Origin of the sequence: Acidiplasma sp. MBA-1, from assembly GCF_000949015.1 — an archaeon.
In the GTDB taxonomy this organism is placed as follows: Archaea; Thermoplasmatota; Thermoplasmata; order Thermoplasmatales; family Thermoplasmataceae; genus Acidiplasma; species Acidiplasma aeolicum.
Genome location: NZ_JYHS01000001.1, coordinates 533,682 through 556,455, shown reverse-complemented (window position 1 = coordinate 556,455; position 22,774 = coordinate 533,682). Strand labels below are relative to the sequence as shown.

Sequence of the window (22,774 nt, the reverse complement as noted above, 5' to 3'; positions counted from 1 at the left end):
GGTAAAAAATTAAGAAAATTGTGTTGTTATATTCCTCCGGGAGGTAAATGGTGGTTAATATGAAGCATATTATGGAGGGCTTTGATAAATTTATTTCATATAAAGAAGCTGTTAATATTTTTAATTCTATTAAATGGGAATATCCAGCATATGAGAATGTAGGTATAAACAATTCTATTAATAGAATTATATATAATGATATTTTATCAAATATGGATGTACCTGAATTTGATAAAAGTGCTGTTGATGGCTATGCTGTTAGATCGGTGGATACATTAAATGCCTCTGTGAATAACCCTTCAAAGTTAACTATAATTGGGTCAGAATCCGCAGAGGAAAAATTTGATCAGAATTTAAATATAAATGAATGCATAGAGGTTTACACCGGTTCAGAGATTCCACAGGGTGCGGATTCAGTAATAAAGGTAGAGGAAACAGAAAGGTCTGGTAATTATATATATGTTTATTCCTATTCTGGTGAAAATAAAAATATATTCAAAAAGGGTGAGGATTTATCCAAAAATTACAGAATACTTAAAAAGGGCGATAAAATACTGCCCCAGCATTTAGCTGCAATGGCATCAGTTAAAATAAATAATGTTAATGTATATAAAAAAATAGTAATAGGCATAATTAACACAGGAAATGAAATTATAAACAAAAAAATAGTAAATTCCACAGGTATTCTCCTTAAAAATTATTATTCAAGGCCATATACTGAAGTAGTGGACGGTGGCATATGCGGTGATGATGAGGAATGCATAATTAACCATATAAATAAAATAATTGATAAGTGCAATATAATTATAATTACTGGAGGTACGAGTCTTGGAAGAAGGGATAAAACAACAGATGCAGTGTCCAGAATTGGGAGTATTCTCTTTTCTGGTGTGGCAATAAAACCTGGCAGAACAGTTGCATTATTTAATATAAAAAATAAGCCAGTTATTTCGGTATCTGGATTGCCTGTTGCAGCACTCATCTCATCATTGGTATTTGTAAATATGTATATAAAAAAAATATCTAATTTTGATATTTATGATAAAATAAATGGAATTCTTGATGAAAATATACATAATAAAATAGGATTTACAACATTTCAAATATGCAGAGCATATACAGTAAATAATAGAATTCATATCAAACCATTAAGAACAACAGGTTCCGGCATATTATCATCAATAATATATGGAAATTCCATTGTTATGGTTCCAGATTATAAAGAAGGAATAGAGGCCGGTAATATAATAAATGCATATAAAATAGGTGATATAGAATGGGACTAATATTCCATGATTTAATAAAATTTGATGATGCTTATAAAATAATAAATGAAAATATGGAAAAATTATCAGATTCTGAGATTATTAATTTAAGTGAAGCATACAATAGAATAAGCGCAGAGGACATTTACAGCAAAAATAATTTACCTTTATATTCAAGATCACAGGTTGATGGCTATGCCGTTATATCATCTGATATTAAGGATGCAAGTTATAATAATCCTGTTAAACTTTTGCTTTCAGGCGAAACATTTATTGGTGAAACACCTGTGAATCATCCCGGAAGCGGGAAATGCATAAAGGTTCCAACAGGCGGTGCAATACCAATAGGGTCAGATGCCATGGTTCCATTTGAGGATACAAATATAAATGGAAATACTGTAATATTTTATAAATCTGTTCCAAAATTTAATGAAATTTCAAATGCAGGTATTGATGTTATAAAGGGTGAAAAAATATTAAACAAATACACAATGCTGGATTCAAGGCATATAGCAGTGCTGGCAGCCACAGGTCTTGATAAAATAAAGGTTCTAAGGAAAATTAACATAGGAATAATAAGCACCGGAAATGAATTAATTTATCCCGGTGATAATTATATAGATGGGAAAATATATGATTCCAACGCTATGGCAATAGAATCAGAACTTAACAGCCTTAATAATTTTAATGTAAAAAATTATGGAATACTATCAGATGATTATGAATTAATAAAAAATGCAATTGATAAATCGGTAAATAATAACGATATAACAATTACAATTGGGAGTACATCTGCAGGCGATAAGGACATGGTTTATAAAATATTGGGTGAATATACTCCAGGGATATTATTCCATGGCGTTAGGGTAAAACCAGGGAAACCATTTATTTTTGCAAAATCAGGCAAAAAAATAATCTTTGGTCTTCCTGGTTTCCCGGTTTCTTCCATGATGATTTTGTATTCACTTATTATACCGAATATATTCAGCATTTTTAATTATAATTATAATTATAATAAAATAAATGCATATACAAAAGAAAATTTTGAGCTGCATGTTGGCAACACTGATTTGCTTTTAATAAAATTATTAAAAAAGGATAAAAAATATTATGCATATCAGGTTCATGGCAATTCAGGGTCAATATCCCGAATAATGAGGGCCAACGGTTTTTCTATCATAAATTCAACGTCAGAATATTTAAAGAAAAATACAGAAATTAAAGTTAATATTTTTAATAATAACATACCTGATATTCTTATATACGGTCAGTATTCACCATTAATTGAGGATATGCCGTATAATATAAGATTAAAATCAATATTCATAGAATCAGGATACAATGACATTATAAGATCCATGGAGAATAATGAGGCTGATCTATATATTTTAAATTATAAAAATAACCCTGAAAATAAAAACTATGATATAATTAAAATTGGTACACCATACGGTTTTGTTTACAGCAAAAGAAATTATGACACAGCTGCGATTTTATATAAGGGATCAGGCCTGTATGATTACTCGTATGATAAATTGAATACCAAAAATATTATTTATCTTGATAATCCCAATATAATAGCCGATTACGTCAAAAATAAGCGTTGCGATGTCGGGATAACATATAAGAATTATGCTGAATATTATAATTTGAATTTTGATTTCATTGATAATATTTATTTTTATTTTTATATAAATAAGAACAGTATTTATTATAATGAATTAAAAGCATTTATTAATGATAATCTATGATGGCAATAATATTTGCTAAAAAAAGTGAAAGATTAAAAGACAAGCATAATAAAATAATATGCAATGAAACGATGATAAATAGAATTTCTAGAATATTATATGAAACAGGTCTATTTGATAAAATTACACTCTTTACAAAAAATTTTTCTTTGCAGTGCAAATACTGTGATGTATTATATGATCATACAAATGGCGTTTTAATAAATTCAATACTTTACTGCATTAAAAATTTCAAAGAATTTTTTGCCGTCGGCGGGGATATGCCGCTTATAGATCATGATATAATAAAGGAATTGATTGATAATTATAATAAAAATACAGTATCGGTTTTAAATCATAATTATTATGAACCATTATTTTCTATATACAATTATAAAATATATGATAAAATGGAAAATTACATAAACTCTGGAGGCAGCAGTGTTAAAAAATTTATGGAACTAAATAACATAAGTTATATTAAAAAAGATACAATAAAATTAAAAAGTGTTAATTATTATGATGACTTAATTTTTGTAAACAAATACTTAAACTGTATTTAAAATAATGCTTAATAATTTATCAAAATCATCTGGGTAAATAATGCATTTTTTATTGTATTCATTATTGTTTGCTTTTATTATATAATTATGTTCATATTTTAAAAAATCTTCATTACCAAGCACAAGGAATTTTATGGCTTTTTTATATGATTTAAAACCCTCAATAAATATTATATCCGCATTATTTTCAGCTATTATATCATCAATATTTAAATGAGAATTAATCATCTTATATGACTTTGACGGCGTTAATCCATATGTAATATAAGCACCTGCATTTTCCATTTTCCATGTATCCTTGTTTTCTGTATCCAGAGATATATTATCATGTGGTATATCCTTTATATACATTATTTTAAAATCCTTATGCAAGCGTTTTATTAAATCATATATTACTGTTGTTTTTCCAGATTTTGAGGACCCAAAAAAGGAAAAAATTGCCATCCATAATACATAAAAATTAGATATAAAATATTTATCAAAGAAATAAATGATATCCAAGTGCAAAATTCATTGCTGCTGCAAACATGAGATACATTAGCCATATGCCGGTTATAAACTGAAAGAATGCTTTTGTTCTTCCCCATGTCTTTGAATGAGCAAGACTTGCAGGTATATCATTTATATATATTAACGCCAGAAGTACAAAGAGTATACCAACAGGTACATCCTTTCCCAAAAAGAATATTAAAGCACCCACTATGGATATCCAGAGGAAACCGATGGCCATGAAGCCATCCACAGTTGTATCTGCATCCTTGTATTTATTATATCCAAGTGCAAACCAATGAACACCATATGCCGTAAAGGCAAGGGCAGCCATATAAAGTATTGGTGAAGATCTGAAGGCATGAAAAATTGTTAACCCCAACCAAAGGTATGTTCCTGTGAGAAATTGCATAAAACCAGGCATCATTATTCCCCATAAACCCATGGAATGATTTACCCTCTCATTAGCCTCTTTAGGGTATTTAAAAAGGCCTGCACCGCCATAAACAAAATAGCCTATTCCTAGACCAAAAAATCCAACCGCCAATGGAGGCAAAGCTGCATACATGTTTTATCTAAAATAAATTATAATTGATTATTTAAAAATTTATACAATATTCTGAGTATAAATGTATAAATAATAGTAATTTATAATTAATTAGATGATTTAATGCCAGAATTAAGAGTTTTTATAGATAAAAATGAATATAATGTCGAAAAAGGTAAAACTATTCTAGAAACCATGATGGAAAATAATATAGATATACCGCATGTATGCTTTAACCCAGCTCTTGGACCAATAGAATCATGTGATACATGCATTGTTAAAGCAAATGGCAAATTTGTAAGGGCATGCTCCACAGAAATTGAGGATAATATGAATATATGTTATGAGATAGAAGATGTAAAATCAAGGCAGTTAGAAGCAGTGAATAGATTACTTACGAGACACAATTTACACTGCACTGTATGTGAAAATAATAACGGTGACTGTGCATTGCATAATGCAGTTGATAAGTTAAATTTGGAAAGGCAAAAATATCCGTTTGAAAAAAAGGGGTATGAACCGGATTATTCAAATCCATTTTACAGGTATGATCCAGATGAATGTATATTATGTGGGCGGTGTGTTGAGGCATGCCAGGATGTTGAGGTAAATGAGACTTTAAGCATAGACTGGTCACTTGAGAAACCACGTGTTATATGGGATGATAATAAACCAATAAATGAGTCTTCATGTGTTTCATGTGGCCACTGTGTTACCGTTTGCCCTGTAAATGCCTTGATGGAAAAATCAATGCTGGAAGAGGCGGGCTATTTTACATCGCTAACAAAAAAAGCCAAAGATAATTTGGTGGATTTTGGAAAAGGATTGGAGAAACCAATAGGTATTGGCATGATAATGAAAATAAGCAACATTGAGGCACAGATGAGAAATGAACAGATAAAAAAGACAAAAACTGTATGTACATACTGTGGTGTTGGATGTTCATTCACTATGTGGACCAAGGGAAGAAAAATTTTGAAGGTACAGCCGGAGATTGAATCACCGGCGAATGGTATATCCACATGCATAAAGGGTAAATTTGGATGGGATTTTGTAAACAGCAAGGAAAGATTAAAAAAGCCACTTATAAGGAAAAATGGCAAATTTATTGAGACATCATGGTCAGATGCAATAAGGTTCGCTGCCAATGGATTAAAAAAGGTTTCTGAAAAATACGGCAATGAATCAATAATGTTTATAGCATCATCAAAGGGAACTAATGAAGAAGCATATTTAATGCAGAAACTTGCAAGACAGATATTTCACAACAATAACATTGATAATTCCTCAAGGTTTTGTCAGGCTCCTGCAACAACAGGACTGTGGAGAACTGTAGGTTATGGTGGTGATGCAGGATCAATAATGGATATTTACAAATCTGATCTTGTGTTTATAATAGGGGCAAATACAGCAGAATCCCATCCAGTTATTGCAACAAGAATAAAAAGGGCGCATAAATTAAATGGGCAGAAATTAATAGTTTCTGATTTAAGAAAAAATGAGATGGCAGAACGTGCAGATATATATTTGCATCCTGCACCTGGAACTGACATTGTACTGCTTTCCGCCATAACAAAATATATTATAGATAAAAAATGGCATGATAAAAAATTCATAGATGAAAGAGTAAATAATTTTGATGATTATTATAAAAGTCTATCATCATTTACACTGGAAAATGCTGAAAAAATAACAGGAATACCAAGGAATCAGATTATAAAAACTGCAGAGATGATTCATAGTGTTAAAAATATGTGCATACTATGGGCCATGGGTGTTACACAGCATTCTGCAGGGTCTGATGAATCAACTGCAATATCTAATTTATTACTGATAACCGGCAATTACGGAAGACCAGGCACAGGAGCGTATCCTTTAAGGGGACATAACAATGTACAGGGTGCAAGTGATTTCGGTGCAATGCCAACTTATCTGCCTGGATATCAGCCAATAAATGATAAAAATGTTATACAAAAATTTGAGAAGGCGTGGAATACAAAGCTTTCGGTTAAGCCAGGAATAGATAATGTATCATGCATAGAAAACATAGATAACGATAAAATAAAAGCAATGTATATTGTTGGACAGGAATTTGCCAGTACTGGTCCAGATTCTGAAATGGTAAGAAAATCACTTGAAAATCTTGAATTCTTAATAGTTGAGGATGTATTTTTCTCAGAAACTGCAAAATTTGCAGATGTTGTTTTGCCGGCAAGCGTAAGCCTTGAAAAGGAAGGTACATTTGTGAATACTGAAAGAAGGATACAGAGATTGTACAGAGTCATGGAACCATATGCTGAAACCAGACCTGACTGGGAAATAATTCAGGATATTGCAAATGAGCTTGGAGCGGGATGGAATTATAAAAATCCATCTGATATAATGGATGAGGCATCTGAATTGTGCCCCATATTTAAGGGCGTTAATTATTCCAGGCTCGAAGGATTTAAGAGCCTTCAGTGGCCCATGAAGGAAAATGGTGAGGATTCTGAATATTTATATGAGGATAGATTCAATTTCCCTGATGGCAAGGCAAGACTATACATACTTAAATACAGGCCTCCATTAATGGAGGATGAAGAATACCCGCTTCACCTAAACAATGGAAGAATGCTTGAGCATTTCCATGAGGGAAATGAAACATTTAAAACCCCCGGTATAAGGGAAAAAGTGCCTGACACCTTTGTTGAGATATCAAATGACCTGGCAAAGGATTATGGCATAGAATCCGGTGATTATGTAAAAATAGTCTCAAAGTGGGGCAGTGTAAAGGTACGTGCCCTTGTAACCGATAGAGTGAGTGGAAATGAGCTGTATATGCCTATGAATGCTGCATATGACGAGGAGGGCATAAACATGCTTACGTCATATAACCGCGATCCTGATTCAGATACACCGTCATATAAGGAATTGCCTGTTAAAATAATTAAATTAAAAGATAAGGGTCCATCTCCACTTCCAAAAACAAATCCAAGATTTGGAAAACGTGTTCCACAAAAAGGAATAAACATAGAAATGAAGTGGAAGAGAACAGATTATGTAAAATTAACGGATGATTAAAATGGCAAAACCAATAGAATATATTGAGGAAAATGAAAAAAACGAAATGGATATAACAGACATGCTGCCTGAGGAATATAAGGAAAGTTTCAGCAACCTTCTTAAAACAGTTAAAAATCTTAACGATTCCGGGTTTTTTTCACTTATTAATGCATTAACATCAAATTATAAATATATCATAGACACATTATCAGACCAGCTAGAATCAGAGGATACAAAAAGATCCATGACAAATATTTTTAGTATATTCCAGCTTTTATCAAAACTGGACACAGATAAAACTGTAAATTACATGTCAGAACTTGGAAATGCAATAAGTAATGCTAAAATTCCTGATAGAAGATATGGGCTTATGGATATAGCGAGGACTATAAATAATAATGATACTGCCAGGACTATTATATTACTGTTGAAGATACTATCAGATACATTTGGTAAAAAATGAATCCATATATTAATAAAAAAATTATAAAATGTATCGATGGAAATAAATATTTTACAAATGATTACATAACATCAGAAGAACCCCTGGAAATAAGATTATCAGATGGCAAAAACACAGAGCCGGTGTCGGTTATAATGAGAACACCGGTTGATGATTTCCCACTTGCCGTTGGATTTTTATTTGATGAAGGAATGTTAAAAATAAAAGATTTTCAAGGCGTAAATTATGATTATGGAGCTAAAATAAACGAAAAAAATAATATAGTTATAGTAAGTGTAAATAAAATTGATTATGATTTAACAAATCAGAGAAATTTTTACGTTAATTCAAGCTGCGGTGTATGCGGTAAAACAAATATAGAGAATGTTTTTATAAAAAATTCCAAATTTGTGAAAATAAAAGATAGGGTAGAACATAATCTGATTTCTTTGTTACCAAAAAAAATGAGGGAAAATCAGGAGATATTCAGATATACAGGTGGTATACATGCCGCTGCCATATTTGATTATAATGGAAATTTGATATCCATATCTGAGGATATAGGAAGGCATAATGCCGTTGATAAATCCATAGGAAAACTTCTTCTCAATGGTATATCAAGGATGGAGGACACAATAATGCAGGTGAGTGGTCGGGCAAGTTTTGAAATAGTACAGAAAGCGGCTATGTTTGGCATATCAATTATTAGTTCAGTCTCTGCACCCTCATCGCTTGCGGTGGAACTTGCAGATACATTTAATATTACATTAATTTCTTTTGCACGCGATAATAAATTTAATATATATACTCATGATGAAAGAATACTTTAAAATAACATTATAAATTTTATATTAATCATCTTGATGTTGGATATATAATCATATTTATTAGTATAAAGACCCATAATAAAAAAATGCCCCAGGATCCCGGAAATGATTCCTTCACTGCATTGATTATTCCCCTATGGCCATCTGATATTACCAGCTTTGCTCCTGTCAATCCCTTTCCTTGAGTTTAAAGAAGAAATTATTCCAGTCCATCCCATCCTCTGAATTATAAATATTAATGGAAAGAATCTGTCTTATTCTATTGCTGTTTACACCTATTGATGTGTATAATGCCATTGATTTATATTTATTATTTTCCCTTACCCTAAAGTATGATGCATCTATATAGGTATATTATTTTATCATCTATCCTTGTTTCTAAGACTTCCTTAACCTTGGCATCCAGTTCCTTATTCAGTGATGATACATACTCAGTAGATACACTGACACCAAGATTATTTATTATACTGTTAACAGATCTTGTTGATACACCATTAATGTATGATTCTGCTATTACAGAGTTTAATGCCCTTTCAACAGTGGAGTATTTGTCGAATACCTTAGTTGTAAAAGATCCTGACCTTATATCAGGCTTGTCTAATGTTAATTCACCATCCAAAGTCTTTAATTTCCTTTTTTGGTTCCATTCCTGTAGCCTGTCCTTTTATTATTCCTTTAAGATCTTACAGCATTTAACTTTCAAATGGACTGATCCATTACATTGTTTAAGAACCATGTAATCAGTTCCTTCTTTCCATCTTTTCTGTCATTTATGAAAACCTTTATTAATTCCTCTATACTTATTAATTGACTCTTTTCATTTGTCATTTTGTTTACCTCATTATAATATTGCAAATAGTCATTTTAAATTTACAGCAAAAGAATTACACTATCATCCTTTTTAATGATCATATCATTATTAACATGGGGTTTATAAATACACAAAATACGGTACACAACCACTCATTATCAAAAGAGCTTAATATTTCTAAGGAGACATTAATAAATTATTTTGGTTATTTAGAATATTCATTGATTATTAAATTGATATTAAATTTTAGAAGATCATTTACATCAGCATCACGGAAAATGAAAAAGGTATATTTTTATAATTCAGCCTTTGTATGCAATTATAAAAACATTATGGATTATAGTTATTATGAAAAATAGTTATTATGAAAAATTAATAGAAAATTTTGTCATGCAGGAACTTGATTCGAAATATTATTTCAGGGATAAAAATTATGAAATAGACTTTATTTTAAAAAATGGTAATATTATACCTGTGGAGGTTAAATATAGAAATAATGTAGAGATAAAAAATTTTATAAAAGTTTTAAAAAACTAAATTTAAATTATGGTGTAATTATAAGCAAGGATGAATTCAGGGAAGAAATTATTGATAACATCAAAATTAAAATTTTACCGGTATGGTATTTACCCATAATTAATATTAAAATTTTAAAATAAAATAATTATATGCTATGTTAATCCAAACTTTTATAATATCTTATTTTAAGCTTTTATATGGCATAAGTTAATAATCAAAAAAATAACGAACCATATAAATAATACCATTAAATAATGGTTTATGAATAAACTAAACAACAGCAAACATGTTTTTCTCTTATATTCCATAATATTAATTTTAATGGCAATCTCAATGAGATCAACTAACAATATGGTTGTGACAACCGTGCCTTTATTCTCCAAATACATTCTTCACTTTTCCTATATATTAACCGCACTTGTTACTGCAGTAATATATCTTGGCACTGTAATAGCCACATCATTTTTGAATCCATTAATGAACGCCCGGTTAAGGAAAAAGGTATTTGTCTTCTCAAATTTTTTATTAACATTGTTTTTAATACTTTACTATTTATCAAATAGCATAAGCGTTTTTATTATTTCATTTTTAATTGGGCTGGCATACGGTATAATTCTGCCAAATATAGTTACATCTGCAAGCCTCTATCCTGATCAAACAGGCAGGGAAAGGCTTTTAAGCATCTATTCCGTTGGTCTAAGTTTTAGCCTTGTCTTTGGCCCAACCCTGGAATCCTATTTGCTCAAAATTATAAGTTATAGAACTATATTTCTTTTCTTTGCACCAATTGGCATCATAGGATTTATATCATCATTTTTCATGGAATTCCCGGAAAATAAAAGGGAAACACATGGGAAATCCATTAGACATAATAGTGGCCTATGGACATCAATACTAACAATAACCACCTATAATGTTCCATTTGCCGCCCTGACCGTTTTTCTTGCCATATTTGCAGAAACAAGATTCCAGGTAAGCAGATACATGGCATACCTTCCATTTGTATTCTTCTTTACAGTATCGTTTTTTGTTAGGATTTACCTTAGCATAAGGCCAATAAAAAATATCAGGTACGCAATAATTATTGCCCCGGCAATAACAGTTATAGCCCTAATACTGTTCCCGTTTCTTCCAAATTATGATACATTTATACTTGTTATGATGCTTCTGGGTATACCGCACGGTTCCATATTTCCACTATCCACCATTGAAATATCACGTGGATCATCCATATATGAAAGGAATGCGATAAATTCTTATTTCTATTCCTATAACATGAGCCTTTTCATGATTATACCATTAATCTTTGCGGCCATAATACCTTACATAGGCTTTGAAAAAACCTTTGCGATTCTAATTATCCCTGTTATTATTTCAGTGGCAGTAATTATTAAGAAATTCTGGAAGGACGATAAAATCTTCGGGGTTAATAAAAGCATGCTTTAACATAAATTTTATAAAAACCATTATATTATCTAATCTGTTATATTATAATTTAATATAATCAAATATTATATTTAACCCATGATTTCTGATGATACTTTGAGGGAGGGAATGCAGGCACCAGGCATTGCATTCACTGTAAATGAAAAAATAAAACTTGCCACAATGATATCTGATGCTGGAATTAAAAAAGCCCTGGTTTCATATCCATCTGCCCACGAGTCTGAAAAGTATGTAACTCAGGAAATAGTTAAAAGGGGAATTTTTAAGGATGTTTATGGTCTTGGAAGAACATTAAAATCTGATATAGACGAAATATACTCCACTGGAGCAAATATATCCCTGCATTTACCCTTCATAATAAAAGATATTAACACAATTTTGGAAAATATAAGGTATGCATCAAGGCTTTGCAGAAAACTTGAGGTCGCCCTGGTTGATATTGACCAGTACACCATAAATGATTTAATAAAAATATCAAGGTTAATACATGACTCAGGTGCTGATATTATCCAGATTCCAGATACAAAGGGAATTACGGAACCAAATAAATATGGAACGATAATTAAAAGGATTAAAAATGAGGTAAAAACATCACTGGAAATACACTGCCATAATGATTATGGATATTCAATAGCCAATGCAATTGAGGGATTAAAAAACGGTGCAGATTATGTTGATGCAAGTGTATTTGGCCTCGGTGAGAGGAATGGCATCACAGATATTGCAGTCATATCAAATTACCTGAATAACCTGGGTAAAACCAGTATAAATATGGAGAAAATGAAGACTTTATACAGTTTCATGCATGACCTAATAACAGAAAAGGCAGGCCAGCAATTTTTTTATGATAATATACCAGTTTTTGGCAAAAATATAAATTACAATACTGCAGGGACACATGCCTCTTATGGCAATATTTTTACCGGTACTGATTATTCAGTAAATGTTTATACAGGGAAGGCCATGATAAGGAATATTTTGGCAATTAATAATTTAAACCTTAGCGATGAAAATCTTAATTTATTAATAAAAAAGATAAAAGACCTATCATCAGATACTGGAATGGTGTTAAGTGCGGAGGAAATAATTAAGCTGGCCGGTGATTTAAATTGATTACCGTGCTTGAAATTGGCCAGGTGGTTGCAGGCCCAACTGCAGGTTTAATATTTTCAGATCTTGGGTTCAGGGTAATTAAGATTGAGAATCCCAATGGTGGCGATATATCAAGAAAATTGACAGGTTCAAGCTCTGGTACCTTTGAATATTATAATCGGGGCAAGGAGAGCATTGCACTGGATTTCAGGACAGATACTGGCAAAAAAATACTGGAAGGCCTAATAAAAAATGCAGATATAATTGTTGAAAATCTAGGTCCTGGATCTATGGATAAAATAATTAATCAGGACCGCATAAAACAGTTAAACCCAAAAATAATATATTTATCAATAAAGGGCTATATGTGCGGGCCGTATGAAAATAGAAAATCGCTTGATTTCCCAATAGAAATAGAATCTGGCATTGCATATATGACCGGACTTAAAAATAAACCAATGAGGATAGGTTCATCAGCCATAGATATGGCCACTGCCATGATGGGTGTAATGCTAGTCCTTGATAAACTCAGAAGGCATGAATCAGGGTTCATAAAAATAGGTTTGTTTGAAACCGCCATGTTTCTTGTGGGTCAGCACATTGTAACATACCAGAAGGAGAAAAGGGATTTAATGCCATTAAATGAGGAAAATTTTGCATGGGGAATATATGATTTTTTTATGTCTTCTGATAACAAAAAAATCTTTATAGCAATATCAACGGATACTCAATGGGGTGATTTCTGCAGGGCATTTAATATACCTCCAAGGGATGAATACAAATCCAACATTCAAAGATATAACCAGCGTGATAAATTAATTCCGGAAATCCAGAAAATTTTAATTTCATATAATTTAAATGACATAATTTTAAGACTGAATAAATTTAATATAAGCTACGGAATTTTAAACAGGCCGTGGGATTTATTAAAAAATGAACACGCACTTATGCACATGGTTAATGCAGAATATAATGGCACTGATTTTATTATGCCATATGTTCCCGGTACAAGAAATAATAAAAAAAATATAGAAAACCTTGGATGCTCGTCATTAAAAATTCTAAGAGAACTTGGCTATACAGCTGAGGAAATTAAAAATTTTATAGATTCCGGTGTAATTAAATAACATTTATTATCTCATTAAATATTAAAATGCGTTAAAAGTTTTATTTAATATGTTAGAATATGTATTTTAATACTATTATATATTTGTAATTACATGGATGGGAAACCATACGCTGGTAGCGTGTCTGATAGACTGGAAAGACTCCCATGGTCAGGTGTTCACAGGAATTTTCTGCTTATGGTCGCCGGTGGTGAATGGGCAGAGACACTCATGCTTCTGGGAAATGGTGCCATACTGGCACTCATGGTAAGCGTGCTTCATTTCAGTACAACTGTTGGTACACTCATAATCCCAACTGCATTTTTCCTTGGAGAATTTACTGGAAGCATTTTCTTTGGATGGCTTGCCGATAGAAGGGGCAGAAAATTTGTGTTTTTATACAATCTGCTTGTATTTTCAACAGGAATGTTTATTGCAGGCCTAATGAGTAATTATCTTGCCATGGCAATATTTATTTTTATAGGTGGCATTGGTGTCGGTGGGGAATTCCCTCTTGTTGATTCATTTACAACAGAAATGATGCCGGGCAAGGTCAGGGGAAACAGACTTGCACTTGTTTACACAATTGCTGTTACCGCCGGTCCATTTATAGCATTTCTGACATTTGCAATGCAAAAATATGCACCACCATTTTACTCATGGAGAATTATATTCTGGTTCATGGGTGCTGTTGGAATTGCAATATGGGCAGTAAGAACCAGGCTTAAGGAATCGCCAAGATGGCTTGAAACTCAGGGCAAATATAAAGAGGCTGATGAAATAACCACTGAATGGGAGGACAAGACCAAAAAGGACCTAAAGTTAAGCAAGCTACCGCCTGTGGAAACAGAAACAGAGGTAAATGAGGCTAAAAGCAGGTTTAAGGATATATTTGAACCTGATTTAAGAGAGAGAACAACAATGATGCTTATATTCCAGTTCTTTCAGTCTGGAATATTTTATGGATTTACTGCACTTGCACCAACGTTTTTGATAGCAAAAGGTTACACAATAGCATCAACCCTTGAGTTTACATTTCTGATATTCGCTGGCTTCTTCTTTGGATCGGTGTTTAATTTATTTATAGTGGATAAGATCGAAAGGAAATGGGGAATTATATTAACAGCTATTCTTGCAGGGGTCTTTGGAACTTTATTTGGAATTGCCACAAATGTTTACATGGTGATTATATTTGGTTTCATAACAACGTTTATTCTCTGGAACTTTTCAAACTTTTTCCATGCATACCAGGCAGAAATATTTCCAACAAGGGTAAGGCCAACCGCGGCAGGCACGGTTTATTCCGTAAGCAGGGTATCCACATCAATACTGGTTTTATTCATAGCGGCAGTTATACTTCCTCATGGGGTGCTCGCCAGCTTTGGAATAATATGGGTCTTCATTGCCATAGTTGTAATTGACCTTGCACTGATAGGTCCAAAATCAACCGGCAAACAGGTTGAAAAAATTATAGAATAATTTTTTTATTTTTCCCCGTAAATATAGGAGAATTTATTATGCGCATTTTTTGTTATACTGGCCGTAAATCCATATTTTTCCAGTTTGGCCTTTACAACCTCCGGATCTGCATATGATTTAACAGCTATTCTTTTAATCTTTTCAAATGAATCGTTTTCCTCTGATAAAAATTTGTTTTCACATGTTTTTGCATCTATATAAACATAATCTGCATCATTGCAGTACTTTTCAAATATTTCTGAGAGTTTAATATTTTTACCATCGGAGTATTCACAGTTAATGAATTTTATTCTCCTATCAACCTCATTTATGTTTAAATTTTTCACGGCGTTTTTATTATGATTTATTCCATAAATTTTTCCAGAGGTGTTAAGTGCTGCATAAAGAAGGGAATCCCCATTATCCTCTGAGATTATTAATACATCAGGGTTGTTTCCTGTTAAAAATGAAAGACGGTCAAATATGAATACGTCAGAAAAGTCAGGGTCTGAATCAAGGTTACACATCATTAGCTGGCCATATTTATACTTAAAATTAATGCAGTCTGGAAGCTTTGTATCCTCAAATGTAAAAAAATCTAAATTCTTCCCGCACTGGCCATAGTATTTGCATATTGCATAAAGCATTGCCTTTTCATGGTTCCATATTGCCCGCCTGTTTGGAATGGCATTAACTATTATTCTGTCCTTTTTTGCTGTAATTTCCCTTGCAACAGCAAAGGCATTTTTATATGCATGCTTGCAGATCCTGTAATTTTCAAGAAATCCCATTTTACCCATATAGTTACAAACTTTAAAAATTTATACTATTTATTTGTGCAACATTTGGATTTTATTATCCACCACTTACCTGCGGAAAAACAGCTATATTATCGGAATCTTTTAACCTCTGGCCATTATAATATTCCTCATTAACAGCAAAGAATATCTGCCTTCTGTCCAATAATTCTGGATATTTTTTAAATAGTATGGTTTTTAATTCATTTATATCATCTGAATTTATTTCTATACACTCCTCATCACGGCCTGTAATGTCCCTTATGCTTGCAAAATACCTAACATTTATTTTCATAATAATCACCTCCAGTAGGGTATTCTGTTTTTCACAGCCTTGATAAACTCTTCATCAAGTGACCTTTGATTGTTAAGCTTATCCTTTATATTAAAATAATCATTTTCTCTAAGCAAACATGTTTTAAAATTGCCATCTGCTGTTACCCTCAATCTGGTGCAGTGTTTGCAGAAATCCTTATTATGCATTGGTTTTACAAATTCCACCTTAACCTCGCCGTCCAATGTATTCAATATATACCTTTCACGGTTATGCAGTTCATTTCTTTCCATATAAATCGAGCGTTTTTTTATTTTTTCCTCAATTGGCTCAAGGCTGACATGATATTTTAAATAATCACCTGAATTTTCCCTGCCACGGGACGTTTCAAACTCTATTAACTGGAGTATTGCGTGATTTTTTGCACAGAAGTTTATCATGGAATCTATCTGGTCCTCATTGATGCCCTTGAGAACAACAAAATTAACCTTGACTGGTGTTAAGCCTGCATTGTTTGCCGCCTGTATGCCTCTTTTAACAGTGTCAAGATAATCCCTCCTAACGTTTGTAATTTTTTCAAAGGTGTAATCATCATTGGAATGCATTGATATATTTACCCTATCGAGGCCGGCATCTTTTAATTTCACCGCCAGTATTGGGAGCAAAACTCCATTTGTGGTCATTGATATACTTCCATTAATATGCTTCCTTGTCCTTCTTATTATTTCAAGTATATCGTTTCTGAGTGTGGGCTCACCGCCTGTGAATTTTACCTTATTAACACCATGTGAGGCAGCCACCTCAACTATTTTTTCTATATTCTCCGGCGTTAAAAACGACATATTCCTTTCCGTGCCCTCCATGTGGCAGAAAAAGCAGTTAAAATTGCATATGGCATTTAGCTGTATTCTCAGGCTTGTAACAGGCCTGCCATAATTATCAAAGACAGTATTTTTGGAAATAAGTCCGTTTATCATTGCATAATAATTGCCTTGTTGATATTTAAACATTTATTTACAAAATAAATGAAGAAAAATAGATGTATCTAACAAAAGTCCCTAAAAGAGATAATATTAACAAAAATTTATAATTATGATATTTATATAATATAATGGATGATAATAATACCCTGGACCAAATCAATGAGATAAAAATTTTTCACCACTTTGCTGCACGATTGACATACAGGGATAACCAACTGAAATTTTTAAAAAATTCTGATAATATTAATCCATCAGAAAAAATAACAGCAGATTATGAAATATTTAAAAATATTATAAATAAAAAAATTATAAATTTACATGATTATAAAAATAATAATACAGTATTTGACTTTACATCCAATGATAATGATTCAAAAATTCTAATGGACATTTTAAAAAGAAAAAACCAGCTTCTTTCCAGTTTGGAGGCGGGGAAACTTTACACATTTAAGGCCGGATATTTTGAAAACGTGCATTTATTAGAAAAGGATGAAATGAATGATGTTGGGACATATAACATAGAAGTATATTTTTTTTTAAAAATTTATAACATAAAAGGTTCTAAAATAAAATTTGATCCTGTGGTTACAATCCATTCAATATTAATTCCAACTGGAGATTACAGCTTATTGAAATTCAAATTCCGCCGTGTTGCATCTCCAGAAAATGACATTGTGGCCTTGGGGAAAAATTTTGGTTTATTGTATAATTTTTCTAAGGAATATAAAAACGAGGCAAATATAAAAAACCTTGGAATTTATTTAATACAGCATCAGTTTTTGGACAGATTTAACAGAGCTATAAATGATAATCCATTTGGCGATGTTTATACCCTTGGATATCACACCGTGGCAGATATTTCAATAAATCCGGTACTTTTTAATATTATCTCACCAGATCCAATAAACAGGTTCATTAGTTACAGCAGTCATGATTATACCACTGAGGATGAAAGAAATAAAACGTGTACAATGGTAAGATTTTTACTTGAGTTTTTTTATATAAATACCGGTTTTTTATCAATTGATGGTGATGAAAAGGATAATATAAGGTTTAAAATAAGTAGGCAGGGTTTTGATAGATTTTTCGTTAAAAAAATCACCGCCAGCATGTATACATATTATGAGGGGAATTCTACGGTATATTTTTTCCATAACATCGTTGTCAGGCTTTCAGCTGGACAATCACTAAATCAGTATCTGCCCGGTGGTGGACTGATTATAAGCCATATTGTGGAATATCTTAAACTTGTAATAGACAGCTATTCAAAATTCATTTATGGCCGTAGATACAGGGAAGTTTTAAAACATGCCCCAGAGGTACTGGATGAATATAATGTTTACAATGTTGTTAAGACTATGATACATATTGGAAATGAGTTGAATTTGCTTGAGATTTCCAATGGTGTTAGGGATTTATATTTAAATCTGGAAGAGAGGCTGAATATTATAGGAATAAAAATAAATGAGGAGCAGAGAATTTATGGGTATCTATCATTAATTACTGCCATACTTTCAATAACCATAGCAGTGCTTATTGGATTACGCATAATAAAATTTTAAATTGGGTTTACATATTGTTTGGTTTAAATAATTTCAAAAACAATGTGTATTGAGCCCGCCGGGATTCGAACCCGGATTATAGGCTCCGGAGGCCTATATGATAATCCATTACACCACGGGCCCAGTTGCATAATTGCTTTATAAGATAAAAAAATTAAGATTTATAACCTATATCCCTTAATAATTTATGCCTCTTCTTTTTTGCAGCCTCATCCTCGACACCCAGTGGAGAGTACCCATCAGAAACACCAAGTACAGCGTTGCCATTATCGGTTCTGGCAATTATAACCTTTAATGGATTGGCAGTTGCGGCATATATGGTGCCAACCTCCTGGCATAATTTGATGGCGTTTAAAACATTTATGGGATATGCATTTTTCAGATATATTAGGAATGTATGCCCTGCAGAAATCTTCCTTATATTCTCAATGCCCAGATTTATTAGAAACTCATCATTACCCTCATATCTTATTAATCTCTCACCTGATGCCTCCGAAAAAACTATTGCATAAGAACTCTGTGGCACCGTTGTTTTTATAATCTCATTAAGATCCTCAACAGTTTTTATAAAGTGTGAGTAGCCCAGTATTATATTGGTATTTTCCGGTATATCTATATCTATTTCATCCATTTCCATAAATATATATGCCTAAAAATGTTATTAAATTTATGTATTGTTAATTTTTTCCATTGAACCCGGTCTGATAAAGACAAGTCCAACCAGGACAATAATGGATGAAATAAATAACACAATTCCCATATTTACTCCGAGATTTTTCCCAAGGATTACTGTAATTATTGGTCCAAAGCCCCCGCCAAAAAACCTGCCCACCAGAAGTGTAAAATTGGCACCGGATGCTCTTATATTGGGTGGGTAAAGGCTGCTTATCCATATTCCAAAAAAGGAAAAAAAGGCCGATGACATAAATAAAAGTATTAAAAATAACTCGTTTAGAAACCTTAATCCACCGTGTGCGTTTATTAGTATAAAAATTAATGAAAATATTAATGATGCGGCTGCAAATGGGTACATTACATCCTTTGCATTTTTGCGCTCATACATGTAACCTGAAAATGTGTAAAATATGGTTGCTGCAAATGTTCCTATTATTATAATAAAATAATAATTGTATACATTAAGGTTTTCAAGTTCTGTTGGGGCAAGGCTGAACAATGGTATTATGAAAAGAAATGACCCCAGGGAAATCAATGAACCAAAAATTGTTATATTACGGACCCGGCCAGTAAATATTTTACCTATTTCTATTTTGTAATTCCCATTGCTTGAATTTTTATATTTTAACCATATTGACGATTCAGGTATTTTATTGTATAATATTAATGATATAATGCTTATTACACCTATGACGATGAAAAATATCCTGAAATTCAATGAAAGCACCTCTATAATTATATATGCAGAAAAGGCACCGAGAAGGGACCCTATGGCGTATAAGCCCTGCATGAACCCCCCTGTCATTCCCCTGTGCATGGTATTTTCGAACTCTGAGACAAGTGCATAGCTTATTCCATTCTCACCGTTAACCCCCATTCCAACGAGAAACCATAAAAAATAAAGTTCATAAACACTGTTAATAAGACCTGCAAAAATGGTACCCAGTGAATAAATAATGACCGATATAATTATTGCCCTTTTTCTGCCTATTTTATCGGCAACCATACCAAATATGAAACCACCTATGGCACCACCTATCCATGAAAGCGTAATTGCAAGTGTCACAACTGAAACAGGAACATGGAAGTACAGTGATACAGGTACCAAAACAAATGTAATTGAATACATTGCATATGCGGAAAGCAGGAAAAATAATAATATTATTATTAATTTGTAATTGAACTTCATTACTGTGTAATTAAAATATATTATTTATTCTTTAATTATATGAAAAAATTTTTACCATAAAATTTATGTTTTTGTATATCTGTTTATATATGTATTGCCAGATTTTTTATACATTCCTGAAAAAATTATTATTGCAAGTACTGAAAAAATCCCAAATGTTGCAATTAATGACCATGTTATTATTCCATTATAATGAAATGTGTACATAATATATGTCCCTATGGATGGGCCAAAGGCACGGCCGATTGAATTGAACATTGAATTAAATCCCATATATCTTCCGGTTTTTTCATGAGAAACCATTTTTGATATGACAGTATTTATTGTTGGGGTTGTTAAATTTTCACCTATGGTTATAATAACCATGTCAAGCATTAAATCAATTACATTTGTTGAAAATGCCACAATAAAATATCCAAGGGCATAGAATAATGCCCCGGCCATAAAGGTAATTATATCGCCAAAGCGTGAAAATAGTTTTATTAATGGATACTGGCCAATAACCACCACAAGACCGTTTACAGCATATATATAACCAAGGTATGAGACATTAATTTTTATGACTATTTCACTGTATAATGGCAGGGATACTGAAAACTGTGATGATAAAAGTATTACAAAAAATGTGGCTATGCTGAAAATAAAAAGGTATTTGTCATAGACAATGAATGGATTGCCACCGCTAACTGTTTTGCGGAGAGTGTTTGGGTTTTTGACAAATATAATAATTACCGACTGCAATATACTTGCAAGGACAAGAGAATAGAAAATATATACAATTCCTGTGTTATATATTAATGACCCAATAAATGGACCAATGGCCCAGCCGACGTTGGATAGAATTCTGTAAACAGAATATGCACCCTCTCGCTCATCACTTAGGGTTACATCAGATATTAATGCACTTGCAGATGGATACACCAGTGAACCTGAAAATGAGGAAAATATAAACAATATTATTGTTATTAAATATGCATTAAACTGGAATGATAGCGCTATAAAAAGATAAATAAAAATTCCAGAAATGCTTCCCAGCATTAATGTAAATTTCCTGCCCATTAAATCTGCAAGATACCCGCCAATGAGACTAAATACCATTGACATTAAGGATAGAAGTGTAAATACTATGCCGACAATATAAATAGCCAGATGAAGATAAAGACTTAAAAATATGGCCATGAATGGCCAGGATGCGCCCATTCCAATTGACCGCATCATCGATGATAAACTCACAACAATAACCTGCCTGTTGTGAATTGTAGAATTAATGGAAATCATTACAGCTAATTGTAAATAATTATAATAATATTATTCATGATACAAATAATTTCAGAATATATTTAATATTTTAAAACACAATTATCAACATTTATTTATTAAAACATTATATTATATTCATGTATAACAATGATATTAGAGGTTCTTCAGAAACAAGAAAAAAGATTATTGAGTCTGCAATAAGCATATTCTCTAAATATGGATATTCCGGTGCATCAATGGAGAAAATTACAGAAAAAGCAGGAATTTCAAAGGGATTAATATTCTGGTACTTTAAGAAAAAGGAGGATTTAATTATAGAGATTGCAAAAATGAGCCTCCCCCTGGATGTTATTAATGATGCGCTAATGAAATATTCAGGTATTGAATTACTGGAAAATATTGGAAAAAATTATTTTAAAAAATATGCCAGCAACGATATGAGAAGTCTATTTCTATATACCCTTTCCTCGGGTTCAGTTTATCCTATAATTTCAGATAATATAAAGGATATCTGTACAAACATTGTAAGGGAAATAGCCCAAAAAACGTGCAATGATAATAGCATAAAATGTGAGATTAAGGTGAGGCAGTTTCTTGGAGCCCTGTTATGCTACATTATAAATCCATCGGAAATAGGGGAAGAAATTTATCTGAAAACTCTGGTAGAAAACTATGAAAAAATATAATAAGGTTTATA

Annotated in this window: 25 protein-coding genes, 1 tRNA gene and 1 pseudogene; 14 read left to right on the top strand and 13 right to left on the bottom strand. The window is 32.0% G+C overall.

Annotated features, from left to right (window positions below; genetic code table 11):
* Positions 1-59: 59 nt before the first annotated feature.
* The 3 genes from TZ01_RS02810 to TZ01_RS02800 are packed head-to-tail and all read left to right on the top strand — an operon-like array spanning position 60 to position 3,558.
* Positions 60-1,286: a molybdopterin molybdotransferase MoeA gene (locus TZ01_RS02810; RefSeq protein ID WP_055032253.1), complete on the top strand. Its 1,227-nt coding sequence runs from the start codon at positions 60-62 to the stop codon at positions 1,284-1,286.
* The gene (locus TZ01_RS02805; protein ID WP_048101251.1) at positions 1,277-3,016 is read left to right on the top strand and encodes a molybdopterin-binding protein; all 1,740 of its coding nucleotides are present in this window, start codon (positions 1,277-1,279) and stop codon (positions 3,014-3,016) included. The genes TZ01_RS02810 and TZ01_RS02805 overlap by 10 nt, the downstream gene beginning before the upstream one ends.
* On the top strand, positions 3,013-3,558 hold the full coding sequence (locus TZ01_RS02800; protein WP_048101250.1) for a molybdenum cofactor guanylyltransferase: 546 nt from the start codon (positions 3,013-3,015) through the stop codon (positions 3,556-3,558). The genes TZ01_RS02805 and TZ01_RS02800 overlap by 4 nt, the downstream gene beginning before the upstream one ends.
* On the opposite strand, the gene TZ01_RS02795 is transcribed toward TZ01_RS02800, so the two are convergent.
* Both TZ01_RS02795 and TZ01_RS02790 read right to left on the bottom strand, forming a co-directional pair.
* On the bottom strand, positions 3,544-4,002 hold the full coding sequence (locus tag TZ01_RS02795) for a molybdopterin-guanine dinucleotide biosynthesis protein B (protein ID WP_048101249.1): 459 nt from the start codon (positions 4,000-4,002) through the stop codon (positions 3,544-3,546). The two genes, TZ01_RS02800 and TZ01_RS02795, sit on opposite strands and share 15 nt — an antisense overlap.
* A gap of 34 nt (positions 4,003-4,036) precedes the next feature.
* Positions 4,037-4,615 carry a hypothetical protein gene (locus TZ01_RS02790; RefSeq protein WP_048101248.1) on the bottom strand — a complete coding sequence of 193 codons (579 nt, stop codon included), beginning with the start codon at positions 4,613-4,615 and terminating at the stop codon, positions 4,037-4,039.
* 102 nt (positions 4,616-4,717) lie between these two features.
* Between TZ01_RS02790 and fdhF the strand changes: the two genes are divergently transcribed.
* From fdhF to fdhD, 3 genes are read left to right on the top strand one after another with little or no spacing between them, the layout of a single operon-like run.
* Positions 4,718-7,654: a formate dehydrogenase subunit alpha gene (gene fdhF / locus TZ01_RS02785; protein ID WP_048101247.1), complete on the top strand. Its 2,937-nt coding sequence runs from the start codon at positions 4,718-4,720 to the stop codon at positions 7,652-7,654.
* Position 7,655: 1 nt separating this feature from the next.
* Positions 7,656-8,099, top strand: coding sequence for a DUF1641 domain-containing protein (locus tag TZ01_RS02780; protein WP_156150286.1), 444 nt, complete (start codon positions 7,656-7,658; stop codon positions 8,097-8,099).
* On the top strand, positions 8,096-8,908 hold the full coding sequence (gene fdhD / locus TZ01_RS02775) for a formate dehydrogenase accessory sulfurtransferase FdhD (RefSeq protein ID WP_052656705.1): 813 nt from the start codon (positions 8,096-8,098) through the stop codon (positions 8,906-8,908). Before TZ01_RS02780 ends, fdhD begins: the two co-directional genes overlap by 4 nt.
* Before the next feature lie 25 nt (positions 8,909-8,933).
* Here fdhD and TZ01_RS10025 read toward each other — a convergent pair whose 3' ends face one another.
* The 4 genes and pseudogenes from TZ01_RS10025 to TZ01_RS09930 all read right to left on the bottom strand — a co-directional run bounded on the left by TZ01_RS10025 (position 8,934) and on the right by TZ01_RS09930 (position 9,733).
* The gene (locus TZ01_RS10025) at positions 8,934-9,077 is read right to left on the bottom strand and encodes a hypothetical protein (RefSeq protein WP_156150285.1); all 144 of its coding nucleotides are present in this window, start codon (positions 9,075-9,077) and stop codon (positions 8,934-8,936) included.
* On the bottom strand, positions 9,074-9,202 hold the full coding sequence (locus TZ01_RS10020; RefSeq protein ID WP_269082533.1) for a transposase: 129 nt from the start codon (positions 9,200-9,202) through the stop codon (positions 9,074-9,076). The genes TZ01_RS10025 and TZ01_RS10020 overlap by 4 nt, the downstream gene beginning before the upstream one ends.
* 28 nt (positions 9,203-9,230) lie before the next feature.
* A pseudogene (locus tag TZ01_RS09935) lies at positions 9,231-9,533 on the bottom strand (transposase); the annotation flags it as partial.
* Between the two features lie 71 nt (positions 9,534-9,604).
* Positions 9,605-9,733 carry a hypothetical protein gene (locus TZ01_RS09930; protein ID WP_255350855.1) on the bottom strand — a complete coding sequence of 43 codons (129 nt, stop codon included), beginning with the start codon at positions 9,731-9,733 and terminating at the stop codon, positions 9,605-9,607.
* A 96-nt stretch (positions 9,734-9,829) separates the two neighbouring features.
* Here TZ01_RS09930 and TZ01_RS10015 point away from each other — a divergent pair, with 96 nt between their 5' ends.
* The 6 genes from TZ01_RS10015 (at position 9,830) to TZ01_RS02740 (ending at position 15,358) form a co-directional block, all read left to right on the top strand.
* Positions 9,830-10,075, top strand: coding sequence for a DUF4143 domain-containing protein (locus TZ01_RS10015; protein WP_048101245.1), 246 nt, complete (start codon positions 9,830-9,832; stop codon positions 10,073-10,075).
* Positions 10,065-10,253: a DUF4143 domain-containing protein gene (locus TZ01_RS02760; RefSeq protein WP_048101244.1), complete on the top strand. Its 189-nt coding sequence runs from the start codon at positions 10,065-10,067 to the stop codon at positions 10,251-10,253. The genes TZ01_RS10015 and TZ01_RS02760 overlap by 11 nt, the downstream gene beginning before the upstream one ends.
* A 243-nt stretch (positions 10,254-10,496) precedes the next feature.
* Positions 10,497-11,681 (top strand): MFS transporter, encoded by a 1,185-nt coding sequence (locus TZ01_RS02755; protein ID WP_048101243.1) that lies wholly within the window; start codon positions 10,497-10,499, stop codon positions 11,679-11,681.
* A gap of 78 nt (positions 11,682-11,759) precedes the next feature.
* Positions 11,760-12,794 carry a hypothetical protein gene (locus TZ01_RS02750; RefSeq protein WP_048101242.1) on the top strand — a complete coding sequence of 345 codons (1,035 nt, stop codon included), beginning with the start codon at positions 11,760-11,762 and terminating at the stop codon, positions 12,792-12,794.
* A 5-nt stretch (positions 12,795-12,799) separates the two neighbouring features.
* On the top strand, positions 12,800-13,900 hold the full coding sequence (locus tag TZ01_RS02745) for a CaiB/BaiF CoA-transferase family protein (protein WP_231563410.1): 1,101 nt from the start codon (positions 12,800-12,802) through the stop codon (positions 13,898-13,900).
* Positions 13,901-13,993: 93 nt separating this feature from the next.
* Positions 13,994-15,358, top strand: coding sequence for an MFS transporter (locus tag TZ01_RS02740; RefSeq protein ID WP_048101241.1), 1,365 nt, complete (start codon positions 13,994-13,996; stop codon positions 15,356-15,358).
* 5 nt (positions 15,359-15,363) lie between these two features.
* Here TZ01_RS02740 and TZ01_RS02735 read toward each other — a convergent pair whose 3' ends face one another.
* The 3 genes from TZ01_RS02735 to moaA all read right to left on the bottom strand — a co-directional run bounded on the left by TZ01_RS02735 (position 15,364) and on the right by moaA (position 17,385).
* Positions 15,364-16,128 carry a hypothetical protein gene (locus TZ01_RS02735; protein WP_054964017.1) on the bottom strand — a complete coding sequence of 255 codons (765 nt, stop codon included), beginning with the start codon at positions 16,126-16,128 and terminating at the stop codon, positions 15,364-15,366.
* A gap of 64 nt (positions 16,129-16,192) precedes the next feature.
* On the bottom strand, positions 16,193-16,429 hold the full coding sequence (gene moaD / locus TZ01_RS02730; protein ID WP_048101239.1) for a molybdopterin converting factor subunit 1: 237 nt from the start codon (positions 16,427-16,429) through the stop codon (positions 16,193-16,195).
* Between the two features lie 5 nt (positions 16,430-16,434).
* The gene (gene moaA / locus TZ01_RS02725; RefSeq protein ID WP_048101238.1) at positions 16,435-17,385 is read right to left on the bottom strand and encodes a GTP 3',8-cyclase MoaA; all 951 of its coding nucleotides are present in this window, start codon (positions 17,383-17,385) and stop codon (positions 16,435-16,437) included.
* Positions 17,386-17,519: 134 nt separating this feature from the next.
* Between moaA and TZ01_RS02720 the strand changes: the two genes are divergently transcribed.
* The gene (locus TZ01_RS02720) at positions 17,520-18,953 is read left to right on the top strand and encodes a hypothetical protein (RefSeq protein ID WP_048101237.1); all 1,434 of its coding nucleotides are present in this window, start codon (positions 17,520-17,522) and stop codon (positions 18,951-18,953) included.
* 50 nt (positions 18,954-19,003) lie between these two features.
* Here TZ01_RS02720 and TZ01_RS02715 read toward each other — a convergent pair.
* The 4 genes from TZ01_RS02715 to TZ01_RS02700 form a co-directional block, all read right to left on the bottom strand.
* A tRNA-Arg gene (locus TZ01_RS02715) sits at positions 19,004-19,076 on the bottom strand.
* A gap of 31 nt (positions 19,077-19,107) precedes the next feature.
* Positions 19,108-19,590, bottom strand: coding sequence for an adenosine-specific kinase (locus tag TZ01_RS02710; protein WP_197065848.1), 483 nt, complete (start codon positions 19,588-19,590; stop codon positions 19,108-19,110).
* 30 nt (positions 19,591-19,620) lie between these two features.
* Complete coding sequence (locus TZ01_RS02705) at positions 19,621-20,817, bottom strand: MFS transporter (protein ID WP_048101235.1); 1,197 nt, start codon at positions 20,815-20,817, stop codon at positions 19,621-19,623.
* Positions 20,818-20,880: 63 nt separating this feature from the next.
* A complete protein-coding gene (locus TZ01_RS02700) occupies positions 20,881-22,095 on the bottom strand; it encodes an MFS transporter (RefSeq protein ID WP_048101234.1) in 1,215 nt (404 codons plus the stop codon).
* Between the two features lie 119 nt (positions 22,096-22,214).
* On the opposite strand from TZ01_RS02700, the gene TZ01_RS02695 reads away from it, so the two are divergent.
* Positions 22,215-22,763: a TetR/AcrR family transcriptional regulator gene (locus TZ01_RS02695; protein ID WP_048101233.1), complete on the top strand. Its 549-nt coding sequence runs from the start codon at positions 22,215-22,217 to the stop codon at positions 22,761-22,763.
* Positions 22,764-22,774: the final 11 nt, after the last annotated feature.

Bases quoted from the DNA above. Each gene is read 5' to 3' on its own strand.
- TZ01_RS02760 (WP_048101244.1), top strand. From the start codon at position 10,065: ATGAAAAATAGTTATTATGAAAAATTAATAGAAAATTTTGTCATGCAG.
- TZ01_RS02755 (WP_048101243.1), top strand. From the start codon at position 10,497: ATGAATAAACTAAACAACAGCAAACATGTTTTTCTCTTATATTCCATA.
- TZ01_RS02735 (WP_054964017.1), bottom strand. From the start codon at position 16,128: ATGGGATTTCTTGAAAATTACAGGATCTGCAAGCATGCATATAAAAAT.
- TZ01_RS02805 (WP_048101251.1), top strand. From the start codon at position 1,277: ATGGGACTAATATTCCATGATTTAATAAAATTTGATGATGCTTATAAA.
- fdhF (WP_048101247.1), top strand. From the start codon at position 4,718: ATGCCAGAATTAAGAGTTTTTATAGATAAAAATGAATATAATGTCGAA.
- TZ01_RS02750 (WP_048101242.1), top strand. From the start codon at position 11,760: ATGATTTCTGATGATACTTTGAGGGAGGGAATGCAGGCACCAGGCATT.
- TZ01_RS02740 (WP_048101241.1), top strand. From the start codon at position 13,994: ATGGATGGGAAACCATACGCTGGTAGCGTGTCTGATAGACTGGAAAGA.
- TZ01_RS10015 (WP_048101245.1), top strand. From the start codon at position 9,830: ATGGGGTTTATAAATACACAAAATACGGTACACAACCACTCATTATCA.
- TZ01_RS02705 (WP_048101235.1), bottom strand. From the start codon at position 20,817: ATGAAGTTCAATTACAAATTAATAATAATATTATTATTTTTCCTGCTT.
- TZ01_RS10020 (WP_269082533.1), bottom strand. From the start codon at position 9,202: ATGGCATTATACACATCAATAGGTGTAAACAGCAATAGAATAAGACAG.
- TZ01_RS02780 (WP_156150286.1), top strand. From the start codon at position 7,656: ATGGCAAAACCAATAGAATATATTGAGGAAAATGAAAAAAACGAAATG.
- TZ01_RS09930 (WP_255350855.1), bottom strand. From the start codon at position 9,733: ATGACAAATGAAAAGAGTCAATTAATAAGTATAGAGGAATTAATAAAG.
- TZ01_RS02720 (WP_048101237.1), top strand. From the start codon at position 17,520: ATGGATGATAATAATACCCTGGACCAAATCAATGAGATAAAAATTTTT.
- TZ01_RS02810 (WP_055032253.1), top strand. From the start codon at position 60: ATGAAGCATATTATGGAGGGCTTTGATAAATTTATTTCATATAAAGAA.
- TZ01_RS02700 (WP_048101234.1), bottom strand. From the start codon at position 22,095: ATGATTTCCATTAATTCTACAATTCACAACAGGCAGGTTATTGTTGTG.
- TZ01_RS02695 (WP_048101233.1), top strand. From the start codon at position 22,215: ATGTATAACAATGATATTAGAGGTTCTTCAGAAACAAGAAAAAAGATT.
- moaA (WP_048101238.1), bottom strand. From the start codon at position 17,385: ATGATAAACGGACTTATTTCCAAAAATACTGTCTTTGATAATTATGGC.
- fdhD (WP_052656705.1), top strand. From the start codon at position 8,096: ATGAATCCATATATTAATAAAAAAATTATAAAATGTATCGATGGAAAT.
- TZ01_RS02800 (WP_048101250.1), top strand. From the start codon at position 3,013: ATGATGGCAATAATATTTGCTAAAAAAAGTGAAAGATTAAAAGACAAG.
- TZ01_RS02795 (WP_048101249.1), bottom strand. From the start codon at position 4,002: ATGGCAATTTTTTCCTTTTTTGGGTCCTCAAAATCTGGAAAAACAACA.
- TZ01_RS02710 (WP_197065848.1), bottom strand. From the start codon at position 19,590: ATGGAAATGGATGAAATAGATATAGATATACCGGAAAATACCAATATA.
- moaD (WP_048101239.1), bottom strand. From the start codon at position 16,429: ATGAAAATAAATGTTAGGTATTTTGCAAGCATAAGGGACATTACAGGC.
- TZ01_RS02790 (WP_048101248.1), bottom strand. From the start codon at position 4,615: ATGTATGCAGCTTTGCCTCCATTGGCGGTTGGATTTTTTGGTCTAGGA.